Origin of the sequence: Rhizobium sp. WYCCWR 11128 (assembly GCF_013416305.1) — a bacterium.
GTDB classification, from domain to species: Bacteria; Pseudomonadota; Alphaproteobacteria; order Rhizobiales; family Rhizobiaceae; genus Rhizobium; species Rhizobium indicum.
Map to the genome: position 1 here is coordinate 561,566 of NZ_JACCEZ010000001.1, position 23,383 is coordinate 584,948.

20 protein-coding genes and 1 other annotated feature are annotated in these 23,383 nt (G+C 61.5%); of the genes, 10 read left to right on the top strand and 10 right to left on the bottom strand.

Features of this window, described 5'->3' with window-relative positions; genetic code table 11:
• Positions 1–167 precede the first annotated feature (167 nt).
• The 4 genes from HX898_RS02830 to HX898_RS02845 form a co-directional block, all read right to left on the bottom strand.
• On the bottom strand, positions 168–554 hold the full coding sequence (locus tag HX898_RS02830) for a GNAT family N-acetyltransferase (protein ID WP_180193940.1): 387 nt from the start codon (positions 552–554) through the stop codon (positions 168–170).
• 66 nt (positions 555–620) lie between these two features.
• Entirely contained in the window at positions 621–929 is a 309-nt protein-coding gene (locus HX898_RS02835; protein ID WP_246697879.1) for a hypothetical protein, read from the bottom strand.
• A gap of 99 nt (positions 930–1,028) precedes the next feature.
• Complete coding sequence (gene uvrB, locus HX898_RS02840) at positions 1,029–4,022, bottom strand: excinuclease ABC subunit UvrB (RefSeq protein WP_180193941.1); 2,994 nt, start codon at positions 4,020–4,022, stop codon at positions 1,029–1,031.
• Between the two features lie 178 nt (positions 4,023–4,200).
• Positions 4,201–5,991, bottom strand: a complete 1,791-nt coding sequence (locus HX898_RS02845; RefSeq protein WP_180193942.1) for a glycoside hydrolase family 15 protein — start codon at positions 5,989–5,991, stop codon at positions 4,201–4,203.
• Between the two features lie 248 nt (positions 5,992–6,239).
• Here HX898_RS02845 and HX898_RS02850 point away from each other — a divergent pair, with 248 nt between their 5' ends.
• Positions 6,240–6,581: a hypothetical protein gene (locus HX898_RS02850; protein WP_130677824.1), complete on the top strand. Its 342-nt coding sequence runs from the start codon at positions 6,240–6,242 to the stop codon at positions 6,579–6,581.
• Positions 6,582–6,859: 278 nt separating this feature from the next.
• A complete protein-coding gene (locus HX898_RS02855) occupies positions 6,860–7,090 on the top strand; it encodes a DUF982 domain-containing protein (protein ID WP_246697166.1) in 231 nt (76 codons plus the stop codon).
• Positions 7,091–7,168: 78 nt separating this feature from the next.
• On the opposite strand, the gene HX898_RS02860 is transcribed toward HX898_RS02855, so the two are convergent.
• Positions 7,169–7,936 carry an adenylate/guanylate cyclase domain-containing protein gene (locus tag HX898_RS02860; RefSeq protein ID WP_180193943.1) on the bottom strand — a complete coding sequence of 256 codons (768 nt, stop codon included), beginning with the start codon at positions 7,934–7,936 and terminating at the stop codon, positions 7,169–7,171.
• Between the two features lie 687 nt (positions 7,937–8,623).
• On the bottom strand, positions 8,624–9,460 hold the full coding sequence (locus tag HX898_RS02865) for a hypothetical protein (RefSeq protein ID WP_180193944.1): 837 nt from the start codon (positions 9,458–9,460) through the stop codon (positions 8,624–8,626).
• 440 nt (positions 9,461–9,900) lie between these two features.
• Here HX898_RS02865 and HX898_RS02870 point away from each other — a divergent pair, with 440 nt between their 5' ends.
• Positions 9,901–12,117, top strand: a complete 2,217-nt coding sequence (locus HX898_RS02870; RefSeq protein WP_180193945.1) for an adenylate/guanylate cyclase domain-containing protein — start codon at positions 9,901–9,903, stop codon at positions 12,115–12,117.
• Positions 12,118–12,136: 19 nt separating this feature from the next.
• Here the strand turns inward: HX898_RS02870 and HX898_RS02875 are convergent, their stop codons facing one another.
• Both HX898_RS02875 and HX898_RS02880 read right to left on the bottom strand, forming a co-directional pair.
• Positions 12,137–12,628, bottom strand: a complete 492-nt coding sequence (locus tag HX898_RS02875) for a YHS domain-containing (seleno)protein (protein WP_138329040.1) — start codon at positions 12,626–12,628, stop codon at positions 12,137–12,139.
• A 96-nt stretch (positions 12,629–12,724) separates the two neighbouring features.
• The gene (locus HX898_RS02880) at positions 12,725–13,372 is read right to left on the bottom strand and encodes an ankyrin repeat domain-containing protein (RefSeq protein WP_138329041.1); all 648 of its coding nucleotides are present in this window, start codon (positions 13,370–13,372) and stop codon (positions 12,725–12,727) included.
• Positions 13,373–13,581: 209 nt separating this feature from the next.
• On the opposite strand from HX898_RS02880, the gene HX898_RS02885 reads away from it, so the two are divergent.
• From HX898_RS02885 to HX898_RS02905, 5 genes are all read left to right on the top strand, one after another.
• Complete coding sequence (locus HX898_RS02885) at positions 13,582–14,370, top strand: thioredoxin family protein (protein WP_180193946.1); 789 nt, start codon at positions 13,582–13,584, stop codon at positions 14,368–14,370.
• A 235-nt stretch (positions 14,371–14,605) separates the two neighbouring features.
• Positions 14,606–16,366, top strand: coding sequence for a phospholipase D-like domain-containing protein (locus HX898_RS02890; RefSeq protein ID WP_180193947.1), 1,761 nt, complete (start codon positions 14,606–14,608; stop codon positions 16,364–16,366).
• 278 nt (positions 16,367–16,644) lie between these two features.
• Positions 16,645–17,022 (top strand): response regulator, encoded by a 378-nt coding sequence (locus tag HX898_RS02895; RefSeq protein ID WP_180193948.1) that lies wholly within the window; start codon positions 16,645–16,647, stop codon positions 17,020–17,022.
• Between the two features lie 74 nt (positions 17,023–17,096).
• Positions 17,097–17,348: a hypothetical protein gene (locus HX898_RS02900; RefSeq protein ID WP_131663617.1), complete on the top strand. Its 252-nt coding sequence runs from the start codon at positions 17,097–17,099 to the stop codon at positions 17,346–17,348.
• A 146-nt stretch (positions 17,349–17,494) separates the two neighbouring features.
• Positions 17,495–17,550: a sequence feature (sul1 is cis-regulatory element that is thought to sense ions involved in sulfur or methionine metabolism; They are found in Alphaproteobacteria), on the top strand.
• A 70-nt stretch (positions 17,551–17,620) separates the two neighbouring features.
• A complete protein-coding gene (locus tag HX898_RS02905; RefSeq protein ID WP_180193949.1) occupies positions 17,621–19,087 on the top strand; it encodes a SulP family inorganic anion transporter in 1,467 nt (488 codons plus the stop codon).
• Between the two features lie 22 nt (positions 19,088–19,109).
• Here the strand turns inward: HX898_RS02905 and HX898_RS02910 are convergent, their stop codons facing one another.
• Positions 19,110–20,033 (bottom strand): LysR family transcriptional regulator, encoded by a 924-nt coding sequence (locus HX898_RS02910; protein WP_138329047.1) that lies wholly within the window; start codon positions 20,031–20,033, stop codon positions 19,110–19,112.
• Positions 20,034–20,133: 100 nt separating this feature from the next.
• Here HX898_RS02910 and HX898_RS02915 point away from each other — a divergent pair, with 100 nt between their 5' ends.
• Positions 20,134–21,015, top strand: coding sequence for an NmrA/HSCARG family protein (locus tag HX898_RS02915; RefSeq protein WP_138387406.1), 882 nt, complete (start codon positions 20,134–20,136; stop codon positions 21,013–21,015).
• A gap of 87 nt (positions 21,016–21,102) precedes the next feature.
• Here HX898_RS02915 and HX898_RS02920 read toward each other — a convergent pair whose 3' ends face one another.
• The gene (locus HX898_RS02920) at positions 21,103–22,182 is read right to left on the bottom strand and encodes a helix-turn-helix domain-containing protein (RefSeq protein WP_138387407.1); all 1,080 of its coding nucleotides are present in this window, start codon (positions 22,180–22,182) and stop codon (positions 21,103–21,105) included.
• Positions 22,183–22,280: 98 nt separating this feature from the next.
• On the opposite strand from HX898_RS02920, the gene HX898_RS02925 reads away from it, so the two are divergent.
• Positions 22,281–23,330: a class I SAM-dependent methyltransferase gene (locus tag HX898_RS02925; protein WP_138329050.1), complete on the top strand. Its 1,050-nt coding sequence runs from the start codon at positions 22,281–22,283 to the stop codon at positions 23,328–23,330.
• Positions 23,331–23,383 lie beyond the last annotated feature (53 nt).

The window sequence follows — 23,383 nt, forward strand, 5'->3', positions numbered from 1 at the left end:
TATTTTGGTTTCGTAAATAATATTATCTTTCATTTTCGGTTGGGATGCTCTCGCGAAAATTGTGTTTTCAGCGGGTTCTTCGATAATGCTGCGCCGCGCGACCATTCGCGCCACTATCGCAGGTTGGTGTTGGCTTCGACTGGTTCCGGCTTCCCGCGCGGGACGCCTCACACGAGGTTGATGATCCCTGCCTTGGTCGGCCTGAAACCGCAGGCGCGGTAGAAGCCGGTCAGGTGCGGTTCGAAATCGACATGCAGCCACTCTGCGCCGCGCTCGCGGGCGAGGCTCGTCGCTTGCCGAACCAGCCGCGTCGCGATGCCTTGCCTTCGCATGTCGGGATGCACTGAGGTATCGAGGATGAAGGCATGGATGCCTCCATCCCAGGCGACATTGACGAAGCCGACGAGACGGTCGTCCTGATAGGCGCCGATATGAGCGAGGCTGCGGGAGAGGATGGGGGTGAAGTCGCGGTTGTGCGGGCTGCCCCAGGCGGCGGAAAAGAGCGCGTTAAGTTCCGCGGCGGAGGGGAAGGGGTCGATGCGCAGGTCCAGCATGGGCGGTTCCCTTCCTTCAGCGGGCATGGAGGTCTTCCGGATCAAAGGGCGGGGGACGTCACGGGCTCATTCCGTCACAGTGACGAGCCGGCCGTCGCGCCGCTCGAAAATCCTGTCGGAGAGAAAATCGACGCCGCGGTGTTTCGCCATGTCGATCAGCTGGCGGGCCGTGATCAGCGCGGAGGGCGCCTTTCGGTCGATCACGGCCACCTCGTCGGGCTGGCGCAGGATCAGCAAGGTGCCATCCGGGAAATTCTTGTCCACCATCGCCCAGAATCCATCCGTCAGCACGATGGCCGGCGTCAGCGGCGGGTTGTCGTCGATCCGGTAGGCGATCATGTGATCGTTGACCCGCTCTTCCTGGAGTTTCGACATTTCCCGCAGAATATTCCTCTGTGCCGCCTGGCTGATTTCGGCGACGGAGCGCTCGCCGAGATCAGCGCGCGCGAGCCCGACTAGGCTCTGCGCCTTGCTTTACCGCCCCGGCCGCCCGGTCTTCCCCTTCGTCCGCCCCTTGCGCTTCTGCTCGCCCGGGTCCTCATAGCTCCCCACACCCGTCTTCCCGCGCACGACCGGCCGCACGTCGTCGCGCTCCGGCTGCCCTTCAAGCAGCGGTGAAAACCGCTTCGTGCTTTTGGCGGCATCCGGCTTTTCCGGCAGTGCGCCGGTGACCGGCTTTTCGGTTCGGCCGACCGTCATTTCATCGAGGTCGTTCTTGCGGAAGAGGGTCTTCTTTGTGGGCTCGGCAATGTCGCGGCCCATCTCATCCAGAGCGGGTTTGCGGAAGAGAGGGGTGGTGGTGTCGGTGCCTGGGCCCATGTCGTCGATCGAGGGTTTGGCGAAGTAGGAGGGGGTGGCCCCCTCATCCGCCCTGCCGGGCACCTTCTCGCCGGCTGGGAGAAGGGATTCGCGGGTCGCTTTGGCGTTCCGTCTGACGCCTTCCATTGCCTTTGACTCTTCTCTAGCCATGGGATCGTCCATAATCGCCAGCTCGGCAGCCTTGAGGCGTTTGATTTCGTCGCGGAGGCGGGCGGCTTTTTCGAAGTCGAGGTCGGCGGCGGCGTCGCGCATGCTCTTTTCGAGGGCGTTGAGATGGGTCTGCAGGTTGTTGCCGACGAGGTTGCCGCCATCGGCGAAGCCCTTGCCCGAGGCGCCCGAGATATCGGCGCGGACGTGGTCGCGTTCGTAGACGGAGTCGAGGATGTCGTTGATCCTGGCCTTGACCGATTCCGGGGTGATGCCGTGTTCCTGGTTATAGACCATCTGCTTTTCGCGGCGGCGGCTGGTTTCCTCCATCGCCCGCTTCATCGAGCCGGTGACCTGGTCGGCATAGAGGATGACCTTGCCGTCGACGTTGCGGGCGGCGCGGCCGATCGTTTGGATCAGCGAAGTTTCGGAGCGCAGGAAGCCTTCCTTGTCGGCGTCGAGGATGGCGACGAAGCCGCATTCGGGAATGTCGAGGCCTTCGCGCAAAAGGTTGATGCCGACGAGCACGTCGAAGGCGCCGAGGCGGAGATCGCGGAGGATTTCGATACGCTCCAGCGTGTCGATGTCGGAGTGCATGTAGCGCACGCGCACGCCCTGCTCATGCAGATATTCGGTCAGGTCCTCGGCCATGCGCTTGGTCAGCACGGTGCAGAGGGTGCGATAGCCCTTGGTGGCGGTTTCGCGGATCTCGCCGAGCACGTCGTCCACCTGGCTGCGGGCCGAGCGGACCTCGACCGGCGGGTCGATCAGGCCGGTCGGGCGGATCACCTGTTCGGCGAAGACGCCGCCTGATTGCTCCATCTCCCAGCCGCCGGGCGTGGCCGAAACGGCAATGGTGTCGGGGCGCATGGCGTCCCATTCCTCGAAGCGCAGCGGCCGGTTGTCCATGCAGGAGGGCAGGCGGAAGCCGTATTCGGCCAGCGTCGCCTTGCGCCTGAAGTCGCCCCGGTACATGCCGCCGATCTGCGGCACGGTGACATGGCTTTCGTCGATGAAGACGAGGGCGTTGTCGGGGATATATTCGAACAGCGTCGGCGGTGGGTCGCCGGGGTCGCGGCCGGTGAGGTAACGCGAATAGTTCTCGATGCCCTGGCAGGAGCCGGTCGCTTCGAGCATTTCGATATCATAGCGGGTGCGCTGCTCCAGGCGCTGGGCCTCCAGCAGGCGGCCGGCCTTCTCAAGCTCGGCGAGGCGAAGCCTGAGCTCCTCCTTGATCGACTTGATGGCGCCATTCAGCGTCGGGCGCGGGGTGACATAGTGCGAATTGGCGTAGATCTTCACCGATTTCAGGTCACCGACCTTCTGGCCGGTGAGCGGATCGAACTCGGTGATGGCGTCGATCTCATCGCCGAACATCGAGATGCGCCAGGCGGCATCTTCCAAGTGGGCGGGGAAGAGTTCGATCGTGTCGCCGCGCACCCGGAAGGAGCCGCGGGTGAAATCCATATCGCGGCGCTTGTATTGCTGGGCGACGAGGTCGGCCAGCAGCTGGCGCTGGTCGAGCCGGTCGCCGACCGACATCTGGAAGGTCATCGCCGTATAGGTCTCGACCGAGCCGATACCATAGATGCAGGAGACCGAGGCGACGATGATGCAGTCGTCGCGTTCGAGCAGAGAGCGCGTCGCCGAGTGGCGCATGCGGTCGATCTGCTCGTTGATCGAGCTTTCCTTCTCGATATAGGTGTCGGAGCGCGGCACATAGGCTTCCGGCTGGTAGTAATCATAGTAGGAAACGAAATATTCCACCGCATTGTCGGGGAAGAAATTCTTGAACTCGGAATAGAGCTGGGCTGCCAGCGTCTTGTTCGGCGCCAGAATGACGGCCGGGCGCTGCGTCGCCTCGATCACCTTGGCCATGGTGAAGGTCTTGCCGGAGCCGGTGACGCCGAGCAGCACCTGGCTGCGGTCGCCATTTTCCAGCCCCTCGACGAGGTCGCGGATGGCTGTGGGCTGGTCGCCGGCCGGCTCGTAATCCGACTGCATGCGGATGGCGATGCCGCCTTCTGACTTGTCGGGCCGGGCAGGGCGGTGCGGCGTCCAGATCTTGCCGTTCTTGTGAAGCGGATTGCCGCTCTCGATCAGCGCCGACAGCGCCTCGACCGTGGCGGTGACGGCGGTGCCGGCCTGCAGCGACGAGGCCTCCTCCAGCGTCGTATCCATGCCGGAGACGGGATTGAGGCCGGCGGCCGCACGCGTCTTCGGGTCGGTAGAGCCGCCCATGGAGGTGCCGCGCGCCGATTTCGACGCGCTGACGCCGCCGTCGCTGGTTTTCGTCCTGGCGGCGATTTCCACCTTCTTGCGATGTTTGCCGGCCTTGGAGGCGATCTGGCGCTGGGTTTCGACGCCCGAGGTTTCGGCATCGGCCTCCAGCTGCTTCACCCAATCGGCAACCGAGCCTGAGAGGGGGGCTCCCTCAAAAGACGATTGAGGGGCTTCCTCGAAGCCATTCGGGGCGGGGGATTTCTTCGGAGATCTGGCCATGGCGCGAATATGGAGAGAGTCAGCGCGAAAGTGAAGAGGGAAAGAGTACAAAAGGGAAACGAATGAATCGTTCGGATTTTTGAATAGTGGGGTGGTGTCGCTTAAGGGCGCTAACCTCGCCTTGGGCAGCGGCGGGTGTTCTCCCGCCGGTCTCCCAATAACCAAGCCGAGCATATAATCAAGCCGAACGCTGGTCCGCCGGCCCCTTCAGCCGCGCGAGGTTCAACGCACTGTTGATCAACCCGACATGGCTGAAGGCCTGCGGGAAGTTGCCCAGCATGCGGCGGGCGGCGGGATCATATTCTTCCGCCAGAAGCCCGACATCGTTGCAGATAGAAAGCAGCCGCTCGAACAGGCGCAGCGCATCGTCCCGGCGGCCGATCATGCCGAGGGCGTCGACGAGCCAGAAGCTGCAGGCGAGGAACGCGCCTTCGCCTGGCGGCAGGCCGTCGTCCACCTCCTGCGTCTCGTAGCGCAGCAGCAGGCCATCACGCAGCAGCCTGCGCTCGATCGCCTCGACTGTCGCGACATAGCGCGGATCATCAGGCGGGATGAAGCCGACCATGCCGAGATGCAGCAGGCTGGCATCAAGCGCCTTGGAGCCGTAGGCCTGCACGAAACAGCCGAGTTCGGGATCGAAAGCTTTCTCGCAAACCTCGGCATGGATGTGATTTGCGAGCGTGCGCCAACGTGCGGCGGCCTCGGGCTCGCCGTCCGCCTCGGCAATCTGGACGGCGCGGTCGAAGGCCACCCAGGCCATGACCTTCGAATAGGTGAAATGCTGGCGCTGGCCGCGCACCTCCCAGATGCCTTCATCGGGCTCCATCCAGATTTTTTCGAGAAAGGGCAGAATGGCCGCCGCCAGTTCGCGTCCGCGGTGATGCGGCGGAAGCCCGCCCTTGCGGGCCTGCAGCATGGCGTCGGCCACCTCGCCATAGACATCGAGCTGCACCTGTTCGGCAGCGGCATTTCCGATGCGTACGGGTGTCGAGCCCTCGTAGCCACTCAGCCAGGGAACCTGCCATTCCAGCAGATTGCGCTCGCCGGCGACGCCATACATGATCTGCATCTGCGCCGGGGCGCCGGCGACCGCGCGCAGCAGCCAGTTGCGCCAGGCACTGGCTTCTTCGTAATAGCCGAGTTTCATCAGGGCGAGCAGGGTCAGCGTCGCGTCGCGCAGCCAGCAATAGCGGTAGTCCCAGTTGCGCGGCCCGCCAACCTTTTCCGGCAGGGAGGTTGTCGCTGCGGCGACGATGCCGCCCGTCGGCATGTAGGTCAGTGCCTTGAGCGTGATGAGCGAGCGTTTGACCTGTTCCGTCCACCCGCCCACTTTCGGGCAGGTCGCGGCAAAGGATTGCCAGAATTCCTCCGTGTCCGGCAGCGCATATTCCACCTGCCGCTGAGCCGGCTGCGGCATATGCGAGGGTGACCAGGTCAGGGTGAAGATCTGGCTCTCGCCAGCGGCAAGCTGGAAGGAGCCGACCGTGCTCAGGCCGCGGCCTTCGAGCGGGACGGCGCAATTCAGGGTTAGCCTGTCCGGGCCGGCAATGGCGGTGATGCCGCCATCCTCGCCATGCGTGACCCAGGGAACGGTTCGGCCGTAATCGAAGCGAAGGTTGAGCTCCATATCGAAGGCGACAGTGCCGCTCTTGCCCTCGACGATGCGCATCAGATCGCTCGTGCCATCGCGAAGCGGCATGAAGTCGATGAGAACGGCGGTGCCGGTCTCGGTCTGAAACTCGGTTTCGAGAATGAGCGTATCGTTGCGGTAGCGGCGCGTGACGCGGACAATTTCACCTGACGGTGACAGCGACCAGAAGCCGTTATCCTCGGCGCCGAGCAGGGCGGCAAAACAGGCGGGGGAATCGAAGCGCGGAAAACAGAGCCAGTCGATCGAGCCGTTCTTCGAGACGAGTGCGGCGGTTTCGCAATCGCCGATGAGCGCGTAGTCCTCAATGGGTACCGACACCGGAGCCTCCTTTGCATAGCAGTCGGGCTTTTAGGTAGAGGCCGTGCGCGGAGGTCAAGCGCGGAAACTAACGGGGCGGTAGGCGTGCCGGCTATCATGCAAACTCCGGATATCAATGGGGGGCATCGCCAGCAATGCCAAGCCGAAATGGAAAGTGTCGATAAATAAAAGTCTGTGGTTGAAGGCTCTGCTGCCTCCCGCATTGCGCGCGCCGATGTTACAGCTGCTGCGGGAATTGGGGACCATTCATGAACAAGATAATCATTGCATTCGCGGCGGCCGCGGCAGTGGCCGGCTGCGCCAAACGTCCTGACGCTATCGTTCAAGTCGATATTCCGATGGCTGCCTATACGAACCTCAGTTGCGCGGCGCTCGCCGTGGAACTCAAGAAAGAGAAGGCCAAGCTCGACGACCTTTCCAAGCAGCAGATCAGTGCAGCGAACGGCGATGCTTTCGGTGTCTTCCTCGTCGGCGTCCCCATCGGCAGCGTCGCCGGGGGAGACAAGGAAGGGGAAATTGCCGCGTCCAAAGGCAAGGTTTCCGCCATGCAGTCCGCTGGAATGAGCAAGGGCTGCAAGCTGCCAGGTTGACAGCCGGGGCCGCAACCATCGAGATCGGCCCGGCCAAAAATGAGGCATTGGTCGGCGATCCCGATTTCAATATCCATTCGCGTCCGTCGTTTCTTCGCCCAAAGACCGACGGCATTCGTGCAATGCCGCGCGGCGATCGTCCGACCCTCTTATCGGAACCGAAATCGGCCTTCCGCAGTTAGTTTCCAGTCACTTCACCTCTGGGTACTACTGCCATTAGCGACCATTCCGCCTTCTGGAAAAAAACGATCTCGATCGACCTTGATACCGGCGAACGCCTGGTTCTCCGCTCACCGCAGGATGCGCTCTATGCGCTCGTCTCGGACTGGCCGGTCAATGGCGGCGTCCACCAGCAAAGGGCGATCGATTTCTGCCGCGCCTGGCTTGCCGGACGGATGCCGGCCGAGACGGTGCGGCAGGCTTTCATCCTGGCGGCGTTGGAAGCCGGCGTTACGATCAATGATGATGAAGACGGCGCCGAAGCCGCGGTTGTGAACCCTCCAGTATAGGAGGAGAGACGCCGGCTACATTCAGTCTTCACGCGGCCGGCATCCGCTTCGAAGAGATCGTGGCGTGGTCGCAATCGCTCAGCGTTTGATCAACACACGCGCCTGCACCGGCTGCTCGATGCCCTTGAGCGTGAGCGTGCGCTCTTCTGCTCCGGCAACAAGCGCGGCAGCCTTCGCCGCCGTTTCGGCCGAGATCAGGATCTCGCCGGCGGCGGCCTGGGATTCGAGCCTTGCGGCCTGGTTGACGACGCCGCCGATGGCGGTGAAATCGCTGCGGAAGCTTGAGAATTCGCCGATCTGGACCTCACCGGAATGGATGCCGACGCCGACGCCGAGGGTGCGGCCGGGCAATGCCTCGAGCACCAGACCGCTCAGCGCGGCGGCGCAGTTTCGCTGGATCTCCTGCGCGGCCAGGATCGCGGCGCCGGCGTGATCCTTTCTGACGATCGGAAAATTGAAAATCGCCATCAGGCCGTCGCCCATCTGCTTGTTGACGATGCCATCATGCGCCCAAATCGCCTGCGCGCAGCGATCCTGAAACAGGCTGACAATCTCGCTCAGTTGCACCGCCTCGATGCGCTCCGACAGATCCGTGAAAGCCCTGATATCGGCAAACAGGATGGTGGCGTCGACAGTGATCTGGCGCTGCTTCTTGACATATTGGAAGGAGCGCTCGCAGATCGTGCAGATATCGGGGTTCATCTTGCTGCGGGTGATGCCGAGGGCGCGGAAGGGCAGGGCAAGCGGACCGCCGATCGGGATCGGCACATGCATCTGGTCCCAGCAGCCGCGACAAATCCTGGCGCTGCCGTGCCTGGTTGGCTCCGTGGAAGAGGCTGTCGTCATATCTCGCAATCCATCGCCTGATAGCTAAAAACAAGCTTCGGACACTCGCCTGCTTTTGGCAACTCTGCTGATGGTCGAGGGGAACTATGGCTCAAAGTATTTCGCCTGGCATCATCGCTGCGAACACCAGCGCGATCCGCTCAGGCCTGGCAACCAATGCGGACTGCCGCGCCATTCTCCTCGGGGGTCTGGTTGAAGTATAGTTGGAGCTAGTGCCTACGCGCGCCGCCGGCAGCAACGATGATCCCGGCTCGGAGGGATTCCGGTGCTCAGATCGAACTGGCGCGTTCAAAGCCGCCCGTAACAATACTGCTAAGCACAGACACAAGAAACAGTACTACCCGAAATGGCCAAGATAGGTATTCGCCTCGATGCAGACCGATTAGGATCAAAACGACAATTGCCGCCAAAAAAGCCATTATATAGAAGCGACTTCTTAGCCTTCGCTTGCCTGCCGCTGTAAGTCGTCCGTTATTGTCTTCTTCAGCTTCTTCTCGCCAGTAGAATAATAGTATATGGCTCGCCGCGACGGCAATTATAGAAGAAAATACTATAACGACGAAATCGACCAAGTACGCATCGAAACCTACCGTGCGAGGAGCGCTCAAGGCATAACGAGCAAGAACGCCAGCGCATAGTACATAGATTGCAGTAAGTTTATGGTTCCTAACGAGGTTGAACATCGGCCTACCGCGCCAAATTGCTGAGTTGAATACTGTCGAAGCGGAAACGTATCGTGCCATCTCTCAGCCCAATAAACGAAAGAGATGTGGCGTTATCACCTTGGGGTGAGAGGTAAAACTCAAATTTACCTGAGGAGTTTCCGTTATTTATAAGCAATACGGGATCCTCTTTATGAAGATCAGCTTGAATTTTAGAATCGTCAAACTTTACGACATCTACTGCTTTTGAAGTTCCGATATCTTTACTGTCAGAATTCTGGAATGACGCGGTATTCACGTTGGCATTAAGTGCAACGACGACAATTGAGCCGGCGGCTTCCGAGTATTCGATCTGCACTTTATATTTTCCATCGGTTAACCGAACGCCTGCCTTAATGATGGGGGTCAGCCGGTTCGACGCCCCCTCGCCGAACATGCGCAACTCAGAAACCCAAGACGCGATATTGGCTGGAATATTATTGTCGCACCGATTAAAAGTTAGGTAGTCGCACCAAATTAAAGTGGGAATTTCCCCATTTTCGGCCTTTACGTATACTTCAGACGTTTTGGGCTTTGACTTCGGCACATTCCCGTCAATCGAACCATCAATGTAGTCATTGCGCTCGAGGCACGTGTGCGCTGGAATAGGGTTATTTTCTCCGACACCAAACGCGGCTTTAGCCCAGAAGAAATCGCTTCCGGCATCAGTCTGATTGCAAACCACATAAACGATAACATTATCAGGATTGGCAAATTCAGCAGAGTAGAAGTGATGATTGTGCGCGTCTCCCTCGCGCTTATCTATGGGATTGGTTTCAGCTTGAGCCGGCAAAGAAATCATTGCGGCAGATACTGCGCCCACTATGCATCCTACAACCGAGTTTCTCATCGCTATCCCCAATCGCAAGTTGATGAAACGGTAGGAGAGAAATTCTAATCATGAAACAACTTAAAAGATACAAAATTCAGCTGCCGCAGACGGGAGGGACCAAGGCGCGATGACCCATTTCGGGTCAACTCCATCCCCGTGGATTTGCATTAATCGATTATGGCGGGTTCAGAAATCACACGACATGAAATAGCGCCTGGCCTGAACTCTATCTTTTACAGACCCCCGCTTTTGCATGCAGTAGTTGCGCGCCCGCTCAGACCCGTAATTGGTAGATGGCAGATGTCTGCTTCGTTCGCTGGGATCCGATGTCACCGCCAAGTTGAATATCACCCGGCCCGACGATAGCATCGCGGCAGAACATACTGTAGGATATTGTTAATAATACATTCGCTCTCCAGGAAAGACCGGGGATGGAGCGCCGTCTTGCAGCAATCCTGATCGCTGATGTCGTCGGTTACAGTCGATTGAGCCAGATCGACGAAGAGGGCACCCGTGCGCGTTTTCAGGCGGACCAGAACGATGTCTTCGAGCCGGCGATCGCGCTTCACCACGGCCGGCTGGTCAAAACCATGGGCGATGGTCTGCTGGTCGAATTTCAAAGTGTCGTCGATGCCCTGCGCTGCGCGGTGGAGGTTCAGCAACTGAAAGCCACGCAGACTGCCGCGGCGCTGCCGGAGCATCGGCTCGAGTTCCGGATCGGCATCAATCTCGGCGATATCATCGTCGAGGGCGAAGACATCCAGGGCGACGGCGTCAATATCGCCGATCGAATACAGGCGCTGGCCGACCCCGGCGGTATCGCCATATCGGGCACGACATACGACCAGGTGAAATCGAAAATCCCGGTCGGTTTCGCTTCGCTCGGCGAACAGCGGTTGAAGAGCATCACCGAACCGATCCGGGTCTATCGCATCCTGCTTGACCCGACTGCTGCCGGCAAGACCATCAAGACCCGCAGGCGCCTGCCGAGACGCCGCCTCGTTGCCGGCATCGCAGCGGCCATCGTCCTTGCTCTTGCGGGCGCAGCACTCTGGTGGCAGCCATGGATGCCGGCAAAGCCGCCGGGGCCCGGCGAACGTTTTGCCTATCCGTTGCCGGACAGGCCCTCAGTCGCGGTTCTGCCCTTCATCAATGTCAGCGGCGACACTGAGCACGACCATCTTGCAGCGGGGTTGACGGACGATCTGATCACCGAATTGTCCAAAGTATCAGGCCTCTTCGTCATCGCCCGCCACTCGGTCTTCGCCATCCAGGGCTCCGTCGGCAAGATCCAGGACGTGGCAGCCGAACTCGGCGTGAAATATGTGCTCGAAGGAACCTTGCAGCGCGCCGGGCCGCGGCTGCGGATCAATGTCAAACTGATCGACGCTGTCTCCGGCCTGTCGCTCTGGGCCGAACGCTACGATCGCCAATATGCCGACCTCTTTGCCGTTCAGGACGATGTGATCGGCAAGATCATCTCGGCCCTGTCGGTCAAGCTCAGCGCTCGCGAGCGCGACCAACTGGCCCGGATCCCGACCGAAAATCTCGAAGCCTACGATTTTTACATGCGGGCCGAGCAGGAAGGCTTCATCTTGAGGGATGTCGATACCTATCGTCGGACGCTGTCCTTCTACCAGAAAGCGATCGATCTCGATCCGGGCTTTGCCAATGCCCATGCGGGAATCGCGCGGGTGGCCGTCGATGTCTGGCGCAACGACTATAATTACCTCTGGTCGGCTGCCGTCGCCCGCAAGATCGCCTATGACGCCGCCGGGCAAGCCCTCAAGCTCGATCCCAACAATGCCAGGGCGCACACGGTGCTTGCCCTGCTGCAATGGGTGGATGGACGCGAAACGGAGGCCAAAAATTCCGCCAACATGGCGGTTGCCATGGAGCCGAACGATGCGGAGGCCGCCGCCAACCTCGCTCTCATCCTGGTCCACACCGGAAGCAGCGGGCAGGCGATCACGGAGATGGAAAAGGCTTTGCGGCTCGACCCTTCGCCGGCGTCGAGTTTTCAACTGCTGGCGGGGATCGTCTTTTATACCGCGGGTGACGATCAGCGCGCGATCTCGCTGATAGAGCCGACGCTCGACAGCCTGCCGAAGGTCGAGCCGGCACGCGAATATCTGGCGGCGGCCTATGCCGACCAGGGCAATGAAACGAGGGCTGCAGCGGAGACGGCAAAGCTGCTGGAGCTCTTCCCGGAAAGCAATCTCACCTATTATGGCTATCTCTATGATTACTGGCGGGACGGCGATCTGCAGCGCCATCTGGCCGGATTGCGAAAGGCCAGCATTCCCGAATGGCCCTTCGGTTTTACAGGCAGTCAAGCCGACAGGCTCGGCGAGGCAGATCTGCGCAATCTTGTCGATGGCAAGAGCTGGACAGGCAAGCACAAGAACGGCACGGATTTCACTCAGTATTTCGACAAGGCTGGAAACACAGCCTATCGCAGCGCGAATACCAACATCACCGGTATCGTCGAGGTGCGGGGCGACAGTCTCTGCGAAAAATTCGACGGCTATTTCCTAGACCGGATGGTGTGCGGATATGTTTACCGCAACACCTCAGGCGAGCAGCGCGACAGGCCATACGTCCATGTCACGCCGCGCGCCTTGACGTTCTTTTCACCCACACCCTGACGGGCCGGGCGTTGCGGCTTCATTTCGTATCCGGTTGCTGCCAGACGGTGTGCATCTTCTCCGAAATCAGCGTCTGCTGCACTTCGGACCAATGCTTCTTCGAGTCGGTCACCTTGGTCGGATTTTTCTCCATGCCTTCGGCCGCGCCGGGGTCATAGCTCAGGTACAGTTTGCCATCGATGATCCGCCAAGCTTTCGGATCGATATTGGTGGTTACTGTCCCGAAAGACACGCCGTCAGCGCAATAGCCGCCATATTGCGGCGCATATTTGGATGGATCGCCCTTGAAGAGGTCGCGATTTTTAGCGCTGGCGAAATACCAAGTCGCGCCAAGCCAGTGGTGGGAATATGTCTCGGATCCTTCGACGGCCTGGTTTTCAGTGAAATAGGCGACCGGGTCGTAGCCCTTGATCGCGATATCGCCGAAATAGCCGGTATTGACGAGTTCCTCGGCCCCCGCAGGCTGAAGGAAGGAAAGCAGCATGACCGCAGCGCCAACAGCCACGCCCATTCTCTTTCCGGATTTTCGCGCATGGCCGCATTTTTGCACATGATAAGACATAACAAGCTCCGTTCCCGGACGCGGTCTGTTACTTCAAGCGAAATGCTATTGCCGTTTGGTGCATTCCTTGTAGAGCGGTTCGCCCACAAGCTCGGCTTTCTGGCAAACAGCACCGGCTTCCATGAGTAATTTGGCCGTGTCCCAATGCGCCCGCCACCCGGCTTGAGTGAGAGGCGTGTACCCGTTTCTTTCCGTCGCTTCGACATCCGCGCTCTTCGTCAGCAGAAAAGCGACCACGTCAGTGCGGCCCTCTTCGGCGGCGCCGTGCAGCGGCGACATCTGATAGAAATTCTTCCTGTCGTTGACGTCAGCTCCTTCGGCGACAAGCCGTTTCACCACCTCCAGATTTCCTCCATAGGCTGCTGCATGCAGTGCCGTCAGCCCACCCTTGTTGCGAATTTCGATGTCGGCGCCGCGATCCAGCAAAAGAACGACGACATCGGCATGGCCCGCCAATGACGCGATAATCAGCGCCGGCTCGCCCGCCTCATCGAGCTCCGACAGATCGGAGCGCTGGTCCAGCAACTGTGTGACGCGGGCGATATCGCCGTCCTTGGCCGCCTGATGCAAAGGACCTGCCCATGCCGGCAGGACGCCAATGACAAGCGTAACAACAGTCGCGATAAAAATATTCACGGGCACGATCTCGGTTTGATCAGGGTTCGTATGCGCCGTTTTGTCGCGTTTTAGCACGTGTGCAACTCGTAAACAAGATTGCGCTAATGGACGCGCTCCCGGCCAACACCACTCGCGCGCTACGGCTGCGACCGGCGGTTTCATGGAATACGGTCACACTTGTTACTCCCCCTGTTCGATTTCCGATGCGAAACTATCTCAGACCAATGCGCGATGAACCGGGCTTCCAAGCCCCAGAAATCGCCCCAATGAGGAGATGGAAAGCCATGACTGCTTCAGCCGAGAATGGAAAAAGCGGACAAGCCATGCACAAGCCACCGGTCGTGTCGCCGCAGGCCTGGGAGGCGGCCCGCGAGCAGTTGCTCGTGAAGGAAAAGGCTGAGACCCGCGCACGCGACGCACTGGCCGCCGAGCGCCGGCGCATGCCGTGGATGGCTGTCGAGAAGGCCTATGCGTTCGAAGGTCCTCAGGGCAAAGTCAGCATGCTGGACCTGTTCGACAACAGACACCAGCTCATCCTCTACCGCGCCTTCTACGAGCCCGGCGTGTTCGGCTGGCCCGAACATGCCTGCCGAGGCTGCTCGATGGTTGCCGATCAGGTTGCCCATGTCGCGCATCTCAACGCGCGCGACACAACGCTGGTCTTTGCCTCGCGTGCGCCGCAGGCCGACATTGCACGGCTGAAGGCGCGGATGGGCTGGACGATGCCGTGGGTCGCGATCACCGACAGCTTCGACAAGGACTTCGGCGTTGACGAGTGGCACGGCACCAACGTGTTCTACCGCGACGGCGAGCGCATCTTCCGCACCTATTTCATCAACAACCGCGGCGACGAGCAGATGGGCGGTACCTGGAACTATCTCGACATCACGCCGCTCGGCCGCCAGGAAGTTTGGGAGAATTCGCCCGAGGGCTATCCCCAGACCCCGACCTACAAGTGGTGGAACTGGCACGACAGCTATGTGCCGGACGCCGAGCCCGACAAGAAATGGGTCGAGGTGTCAGATGCGGGGGAGGCGGCGTTTCGGGCCGAGAGTGCAAACGAGAAACCGTAGGTCGGTCCGGCCGTATCCTCCGTCCCGGCAGGAGGGTACGGCGGTCCGTCTGAAAGTCTGCTCAACCGCAAATCTCCTTTCATGACGACGCATCAGCTGGGCAGGTCGTGGCGGCGCTGGCGCTTGCTCGGCACCGTCGCCTCCCTGCACCTTCTGCGCGCAAAATTTCACCGACATATCTCCTTACTGTCACGGAACCATGCTAGATTTCGCCCGATTTCCAGGGGAGGCGGGCATGGATACGGATTTTCGTGTGACCGGCAGGAATGCGGCAGCGCTTTTTGCGCTGACCATCCATCGCGGCGATGGCATGGTGCTGCTCGGCATGGATTGGAAGAATGGCCGACCGCCGATCGATTTCGTCGGTTTCGCCATCCAGTATCGTGAGCCGGGTACGGACTTCTTCAAGACGGTGCGCAACCGCATCGGCTTTCCGGGCCAACCGGTTCCAGACGACGGCATCCGTACCACCGAGGCGCCGATCCAGAAGTTCCGCTGGGTGCATTTTCCTTTCAACGCCGTTCTGCCCGGCAAGTTTCTCTATCGCGTCACGCCCAAGTTCATGGATGCCGCGGGCGCTCTGACATCGGGCGAGGCGCAGGAGGCGGAACTGGCGCTGATGCGCGAGACCATTCCCGGCAAGCTGAACGTCGCCTTCACCCGCGGCTTCGTCTCGTCGCAGGCCTTCGTGCGCAATTTTGCCGCCGACGCGCCGACGATCATCACGCTGGTGCCGCCTGTCGGCGATGAGGGGCTGGACTTCGTGCCGACCCATGCCGATGCCGAGCGGGCGCTTGCCTGGATGGGTTTCGAGGCGCGGGCCGAAACGCTCGATCTGCTCGACAAAGCGCGCGACGCCGGCGCTGAGGTGCGCGTCATCGCCTATGATCTCAACCTGCCCGAGGTGGTCACCCGGCTGGAGGCACTGGGGCCGAGGCTCAAGATCATCATCGACGACAGCGACCGCACCAAGGGCCACGGCCGCCCGAATTCGCCGGAGACGAGGGCGGCGGAGCGGCTGATCACCTCGGCGGGTGTTGCCAACGTCAAGCGCCAGCACATGGCCAACCTGCAGCATCAGAAGTCGATCGCGGTCCGCGGCGGCGGCATTTCGACAGTGCTCTACGGTTCGACCAATCTCAGCTGGCGCGGGCTCTATGTGCAGTCGAACAACAGCCTTGCCGTCCACAGCGAAAAGGCGATCGACGATTATTTCACCGCCTTCGAGAGCTATTTCACCGCCAAACGCGCCGAAGACTTCCGCGACTCGCCAAGTTCCGCCGGCTGGATCGACCTCGGCCTCGACGGCGTCGACGCCAAGGTTGCTTTCTCGCCGCACAGCGATGCCAATGGCCGGCTGGACGAGATTGGCGCCGATATCGATACCGCCCAGTCCAGCGTGCTGTTCTCGCTCGCTTTCCTCGGCCAGATGACCAGGGGAGCGATCGGTCCGGCGCTCGGCCGCGCGCTCGAACGCCCCGAGGTGCATGTCATGGGCATCGCCGATGCCGAGGTGCGCGCCGGCAATCTCGGCCTCAACGTGCTGACGCCGGACAATCGCCGCAGGGTGGTGCGGGCGGCCGCCTTGACGGGCAACGTGCCGCCGCCCTTCCTGACGGAACCCTCGGGCCTTGCCGGCGTCGACGGCAACCAGCGCGGCACGCGCATGCACCATAAATTCGTCGTGCTCGATTTCGACAAGCCGACGGCGCGCGTTTATCTCGGCTCCTATAATTTCTCGAACCCCGCCGATGACGAGAACGGCGAGAACCTCGTCGTCGTGCGCGACCGGACGGTTGCGACCAGCTACATGATCGAGGCGCTCAGGATGTACGACCACTACATCTTCCGCGTCGCCTCCGAAGCAAGCGACGGCCCGGCCCGTCCGCTGGAGCTCAAACGCCCGCCTCAGCCTGGCGGCACGCCCTGGTTCGAGCGCGACTGGACCGACCCCATCCGCGCCCGGGACCGGGAGTTGTTTGCGCGGGCGGAGTAATGTCTGGTCACGATGGCCCTTGAACCTCAACCATTCCACGCGGGTGATTTCGAAAGGCGGTCCTTCGCTTTGGGGACGATGGCCTTGTCCGTCGAAGAGTATGCAAAGTGGCTGTCCGCATGGCCGAAGGGCCAGGGAGTACCTGACATCCCGAAGTCAAATTAATACTTTGCCGGTTGCCAACATATTCTTCTCAAGGTGGAAACATTCCGGGGACGGTTGCGTTTTACCCGCTACCGGCAGTGCGACTGACATCCCGTCTAGGAGGAGGCTTATCCATGAAGGTCATGATCGTCGAAGATGAGAATTTTATCGCTCTGGAGCTCGAACGCTTTGCGCAAGAGGCCGGACACCAGACCATCGGGCCGGTTTCGACGGTTGAGCAGGCTCTCGCCTACGCTCAAAGAAGCGATGTCGCGCTCGTCGATCTCAGTCTCTCCGATGGGCTGAGTGGCGCCCAGCTGGCGCGTCGGCTGATCGACCGCCATGGGGTTGACGTCATCTTCGTAACCGGCAGTCCCGAGAATGTCGGTCACGGTATCGAAGGGGCGCTCGAGGTGATCTCCAAGCCCTTTACCGATGAGAGGATCGCCAGTGCGCTCTCGCGGGCGGAGGCCCGACGCAAAGACTTCGACAGCAGCAAAGCTGCGTTCTGAACAGCAGCAGCGCTGCGTGTTATAAGGAAATCGACGTCGCCCAGGCCGCTGCGCCTGCCCGAGGAGAAGTCCGGATGAAACACGCGCTCATTGCCGTTCTCTTCGCTCTCTCGGCCTGCGCCAGCGCAGGGGATCCGCAGCCTCTTCCCGGCAGCCTCACCTATGGAGGAAAGGTTCTCCGTTCGCCCTATCGTCCGGGAACGGTGGTCAAGAATACCTTTCTTGGCGATTTCGGTTACCGTGTGTTCGAGACCTATGTCGTCCAGCCGGACGGGACGCTGAAGCTTACCTCCCAGAGCACCGGGCCGGACTTCCTCTGGCAGTGAGGACTTCCGGTTCCTCAGCGCCCAAGCGAAGGGGTGAGCAGAGTGCCGTCCGGCGAGAGGCGTTCGGCTCGTGCGTTTTCGCTTTCGTCCTTCGCAATTGAATGTTGCGCTGCAGTAAAGATCTCGTCTATACCGCAGGCATTCACCACGGACCCGGTGAGACCCCGGGTGGCTCTTCTGGCCGCCGATCCGCCAGACAACGCAAAACCTGCATGCCATTACGCGACCGCTCGACAGAGTAGGGCCGGCCATGCTTTGCGAGAATCCATCCTATGCTGCTTTCCTCCATCCGCCGTGATTGGTCCGCCAATCCCATGCGCGAAATGCTTGCCGGAGCGGTGGCGACCTTCGCGCTGATCCCCGAGGTGATCGCCTTCTCCTTCGTGGCAGGAGTGGACCCAGAGGTCGGGCTGTTCGCCTCTTTCGTGATCGGTATCGTCATTGCATTTACCGGCGGACGTCCGGCGATGATCTCGGCCGCCGCCGGGTCGGTGGCACTCGTCGCGGCACCGCTGGTGCAGGCCCACGGTTTGCCCTATCTCTTTGCTGCCGGGCTGCTGGCGGGGTTGATGCAGATCACTTTCGGCCTGCTGCGGCTTGGTGTGTTGATGCGTTTCGTGTCGAAATCCGTCCGCACCGGCTTTGTCAATGCACTGGCCATCCTGATCTTTGCCGCGCAGATGCCACACATCATTGGCGTCGGCTGGATGGAATATGCCGTGCTGATCGCCGGGCTCGTCATCATCTATCTCACGCCGCGGGTCACCACCGCGATCCCGTCGCCGCTGATCTGCATCCTGATCCTGACCGTCGCCTCGATAGCGCTCGGGCTTCCGGTTCTCACTGTCGCCGATCTCGGCAAGCTGCCGGATTCGCTACCGGTGTTCGGCTGGCCGGCAGTGCCGCTGACGCTGGAAACGCTTCGGATCATTGCAGCCCCCGCGCTTGCCATTGCCATGGTCGGGCTGCTGGAATCGATGATGACGGCGAGCGTCGTCGACGATCTCACCGATACGCCGAGTTCGAAGAACCGCGAATGCACCGGTCTCGGCCTCGCCAACGCCGCCGCCAGCCTTTTCGGCGGCATCGCCGGCTGCGGTATGATCGGCCAGACGGTGAGCAACGTGAAATATGGCGGGCGCGGCCGGCTCTCGACGCTGTTTGCCGGCGCGTTCCTGCTGATCCTGATGGTGCTGCTGAAGCCGTGGGTCTCCGAGGTTCCGGTCGCCGCACTGGTGGCGATCATGGTCATGGTATCGATCGACACGTTCGACTGGTCGTCGCTTCGAGCTGTCATCATTCATCCCAGGATGTCGAGCGCCGTCATGGTGGCGACCGTCCTCGTCACCGTCTTCACGGCCAACCTGGCGCTCGGGGTGACGGTCGGCGTGCTGCTCAGCGGCGTGTTCTTCACCTTCAAGGTTGCCCGCCTGCTGCGCGTCGACGTGGCGCCCGACCAAGCCGCCGGGCGGCTGACCTATCGCGTGGCCGGCCAGGTGTTCTTTGCCTCCGCCGACGTCTTCGTCGAAGCCTTCGACGTTCAGGACGCGGTCGGCAAGTCGGTGCTGATCGACGTGTCCGAAGCGCATTTCTGGGACATCACCGCCGTTGCCGCGCTTGACAAGGTCGTGCATCGGTTCGGAGCGCACGGCATTGCCGTGGAGGTCGCGGGCCTCAACCAGGCGAGCGCAACCTTGATCGGAAGCCTCGACAGCAAGGTAGTGCTGAAGGAAGTGTGACCAAGGCCGGGCGGATTTCATCCTACCGCGAGACGATCGCGAAATCATCGCCCCCGCCGGTTCCCGTGGCGTTCAGCCGTCTGACGGCCAGTTCGATGAATGCCTTGACCAAAGGCGGCAGGTGCCGGCTGCTGGGATAGACGACATGCAAGCCGCCGGCCGGGGTCGTATAGCCGTCGAGAACGCGGCGCAGCCGCCCGTCCTTGATGCAGGCTTCGGCGAATCGGTGCGGCAATTGCGCAATGCCATGGCCGGCGATCGCGGCGGCCATCACCGCCTGCATCTCGTTGGCGGCGAAGCGGCCCGAAACCGCGACCGTTTCCTGGCCGTGCGGGCCTTCAAGCAGCCATTGCGCATGGGCGGCCTGGCCGGCGATGACGCAGTCGTGGCGGACGAGATCTTCAGGCGCAGCGGGCGGGCCGCAGCGGGAGAGATAATCCGGGCTTGCGCAGAGAAGGCGGTGCATCGAGCCGAGTTTGCGGGCGACCAAGGTAGAATCTTCGAGGATGCCGGTGCGGAAGGCGAGGTCTATACCGTTTTCGACGAGGTTCAGCCTGTCGTCGGTCAGGCGCAGCTCGACGCTCGTTTTCGGGTAGGTCGAAAGAAATTCGAAGATCGCATCCTGGAGGAAGTGACCGCCGAAGCCGACCGGCGCCGATATGCGGATCGTGCCGGCAGGCTCCGCACGCGCTTCGGCAAGCCGCTGGTTGGCGCCTTCGATGGTGCGCAGCGCTTGGCTGATTTCTTCGTAATAGAGACGTCCTGAAGCCGTCAGGTTGAGGCTGCGGGTCGTGCGCTGCAGCAGCCGCACGCCAAGTTCGCGTTCCAGCTCGGCGATACGGCGGCTTACCGTCGTCTTCGGCATGCCGAGCAAGCGCGCGGCGGCGGTAAAGCTGCCCGCTTCGACGACTCGGGCGAAGATCATGATATCGTTGAGATCGAGCATTGTATCCTAGCATGGCACGATGTTTTCCAATTATATGCCATTATGGTTCAATGCGACAGGCCCTAACTTTGCTTCATCAGTCACAACAAGGAGCAGGCAGATGAGCAACACACGAAGCGTACTGGTCACAGGCGCCACGGGCCAGCAAGGCGGCGCGGTTGTACGCGCGCTGATGACGCGGGGACACCGCGTCAAGGCGATCACCCGCCGGCCCGAGAGCGACGGCGCAAAGCGGCTGACCGCGGCAGGAGTCCAGGTCGCCGCCGGCGATCTTGACGACGCGGCATCGGTGGCGGCGGCGGCAGAGGGCGTCGACGCGATGTTCCTGATGGGCAACAGCTACGAGGCCGGAACGGACGCGGAAACCCGTCAGGGCATTGCCGCCGCCGATGCGGCAAAGGCCGCCGGCATCGGCCACCTGATCTATTCCTCCGTCGCCGATGCCGACAAGAAGACCGGCATTCCGCATTTCGACAGCAAGTATCTCGTCGAGAAGCACATTGCAGGCCTCGGCATCCCTTACACGATCAGCGCACCCGTCGCCTTCATGGAGAACACCGTGGCGCCCTGGGCGATCGACGGGCTTCGCCAGGGCGTCTATGCCGCCGCCCTGCCGCCCGCTCGCGTGCTGCAGCAGATCACCATCGATGACATCGGCGCTTTCGTCGCGGCACTGGCCGAGCGGCGTGAGCAGGTGTTCGGCAAGCGTTTCGATATTGCCGGCGACGAATTGTCGGGCGAGCAGCAGGCGAAGATCCTCACCGAGGCGCTCGGCCGCCCAATCACTTACCGGGAATTGCCGATCGCGGCGATACGGCAGCAGAGCGAGGATACGGCGCTGATGTTCGAATGGTTCGACCGCACCGGCTACGACGCCGATATCGCCGCCTTGCGCCGGGATTTCCCTGAGGTCGGCTGGCACAGCTATGCCGACTGGGCGAAGGGCTTCAACTGGAGTGTGCTCGACAAGACGGCCGGTTAGTCGCAGCGACGTCATCGAGTGGTGACATCCTGATGGAGGCGGGCTGGTCGAGTCCGCTTCCCGATCTCGTCGAGCGAGACATCGTGCTCAGGCCCGCGCTGCCGGCGCCACTGCCTGTAGCGCCGCCTCGACATTGGCGGGCAGCCGGAAGCGGCGGCGGTATTCGCCGGGCGTCAGGCCTGCCAGCTTGCGGAACAGGCGGCGAAAGGAGGCGAGGTCGGAATAGCCGACTTCGAGCGCAATCTCCTCGATCGGCCCATCCTCCATCTCGAGCATCTGCTTGGCTTCCTCGACGCGGAGCCACTGGACATATTCGAGCGGCGAATAACCCGTCGCCTTCCTGAAGCGGCGGTCAAAGGACCGCTTCGGCAGCCCGGAAAGCCTGAGTAGCTCGGCGACAATATCCGCCGACTGGTAGTGCAGGGGGGCATATTCCTGGCATTTCTTCACCGCGGCGTCGCCGTGATCGGCATTAGCGATCATCGAGGCGTAGGGCAGCTGGCCATCGCGATGCCATTGATAGAGGAAGATCTTCGATATGCGGATGGCTTCGGCCGTTCCGGCATGCCGGGCGATGAGAAAGAGCGTCAGGTCCTGCCAGGATGATGCGCCGCCGGCGCAGACGATCGAATGACCAGCGCCGGCCTGGACCAGGATGCGCTCTTCCTTAAGCTCCACATTCGGAAACTGACTGCGAAACAGCGGCGCATACATCCAGTGCGTCGTTGCCGACTGCCCTTCCAGCAGCCCCGCCTCGGCAAGCACGATTGAGCCGCCGCAGGCGGCCAGCAGGCGGGCGCCGCGCCGGTGCATCTCGACAATCCAGTTCAAGAGCCTGCGGTCGAGCGCCCTGATGGTTTCTGGCGTGTCGACAAGCACGTTCGGAACGAGGACATAGTCAGTCTCTTCGATGTCATCGATCGTTTCCTGCGGCATGATCGTCACGCCTGTTATCAGCCTCAGCGGGCCAGGCTCTGCGGCGACCAGGCGCGGCGCGAACATCACCTCGCTCGTCGGCTCGTTCGAGCTGCTCTTCCAGTTGGCGCCGGCGATCCACAGCGTGTCGAAGATGCCGTACATGATCGAGGGGTCGCATTCCGGAAATGCGACGATGCTGACCCGCAACGGGCGCCCGGCGTTCTGGGAATGTGGCTCTATCGGCTTCATAGCGGCCATCCTGCCTCTGCTGCGAACCATTGGCAACACGTAAAAGACGCTTCGAAACGGGCGGCATGCCGCTGCCTGATGGAGAGGGTATCGCATCAATGGAACTGAATATCGAGAAATTGCAGACGCTGCTCGGCGTCATGGTGACTGAGCTCGGGGCAGCGCAGAACTCCGCCCTCGTCATCATCGGCGAGGAGCTGGGTCTTTATCGCAAGATGGCGGAGAGGGGAGCGATCTCATCGATCGAGCTCGCCGAAGCGACCGACACAAAAGAGCGCTACGTCAGGGAATGGCTCGCCGCCCAGGCCGCGTCGGGATTTGTCGACTATGACGCGGCGACCGGCAGGTTCACGCTTTCGCCTGAACAGGCGGCGGTCTTTGCAGTCGAGGACAGCCCGGTCAACATGATCGGCGGCTTTGTCGCCCTCGACGCCATCTATGCCGATCGCGCCAAACTCACCCATGCCTTCCGCCATGGCGGCGGCGTGTCGTGGACGGACCGGTGCAACTGCATGTTCTGCGGCACCGACCGGTTCTTCCGGCCGGGCTACAAGGCCAATCTCGTCGAGAGCTGGCTTCCGTCGCTGGAAAGTGTCGTCGAGAAGCTCGAGCGCGGCGCGTGGGTTGCCGATATTGGCTGCGGCTTCGGCTCGTCGACCCTGCTGATGGCCAAGGCCTTCCCGAAGTCGGAATTCACCGGCATCGATTTCCATGCCGCGTCGATCGAGCATGCGAGCGGGCACGCAAAGGGAATGAGCAATGTCCGGTTCGAGACGGCGCGGGCGCAGGATTTCGAGGGGGCGGGCTTCGACCTCGTCACCATTTTCGATGCGCTGCACGACATGGGCGACCCGGTCGGTGCCGTCAGACATATCGCCAAGGCTCTGAAGCCGGAGGGCACGCTGATGCTGGTCGAGCCGATGGCGGGCGACAGCCTGGCCGACAACCTCAATCCCGTTGGCCGCGTCTTCTATGCCGCCTCGGCGAACACCTGCGTTCCGGCCTCGCTCGGCCAGGAGGTGGGGGCCGCCCTCGGCGCGCAGGCCGGCCAGGCGAAGCTGACCGAGGTGCTCAAGGCGGGCGGCTTCTCGAAGGTGCGGCGCGCAACTGAGACTCCATTCAACATGGTGCTGGAGGCTCGGCTCTGACGTCTGTGGGGGCAAATCGAGATGCGGGTGGCCGATGGCCGCCCGCGGAACAC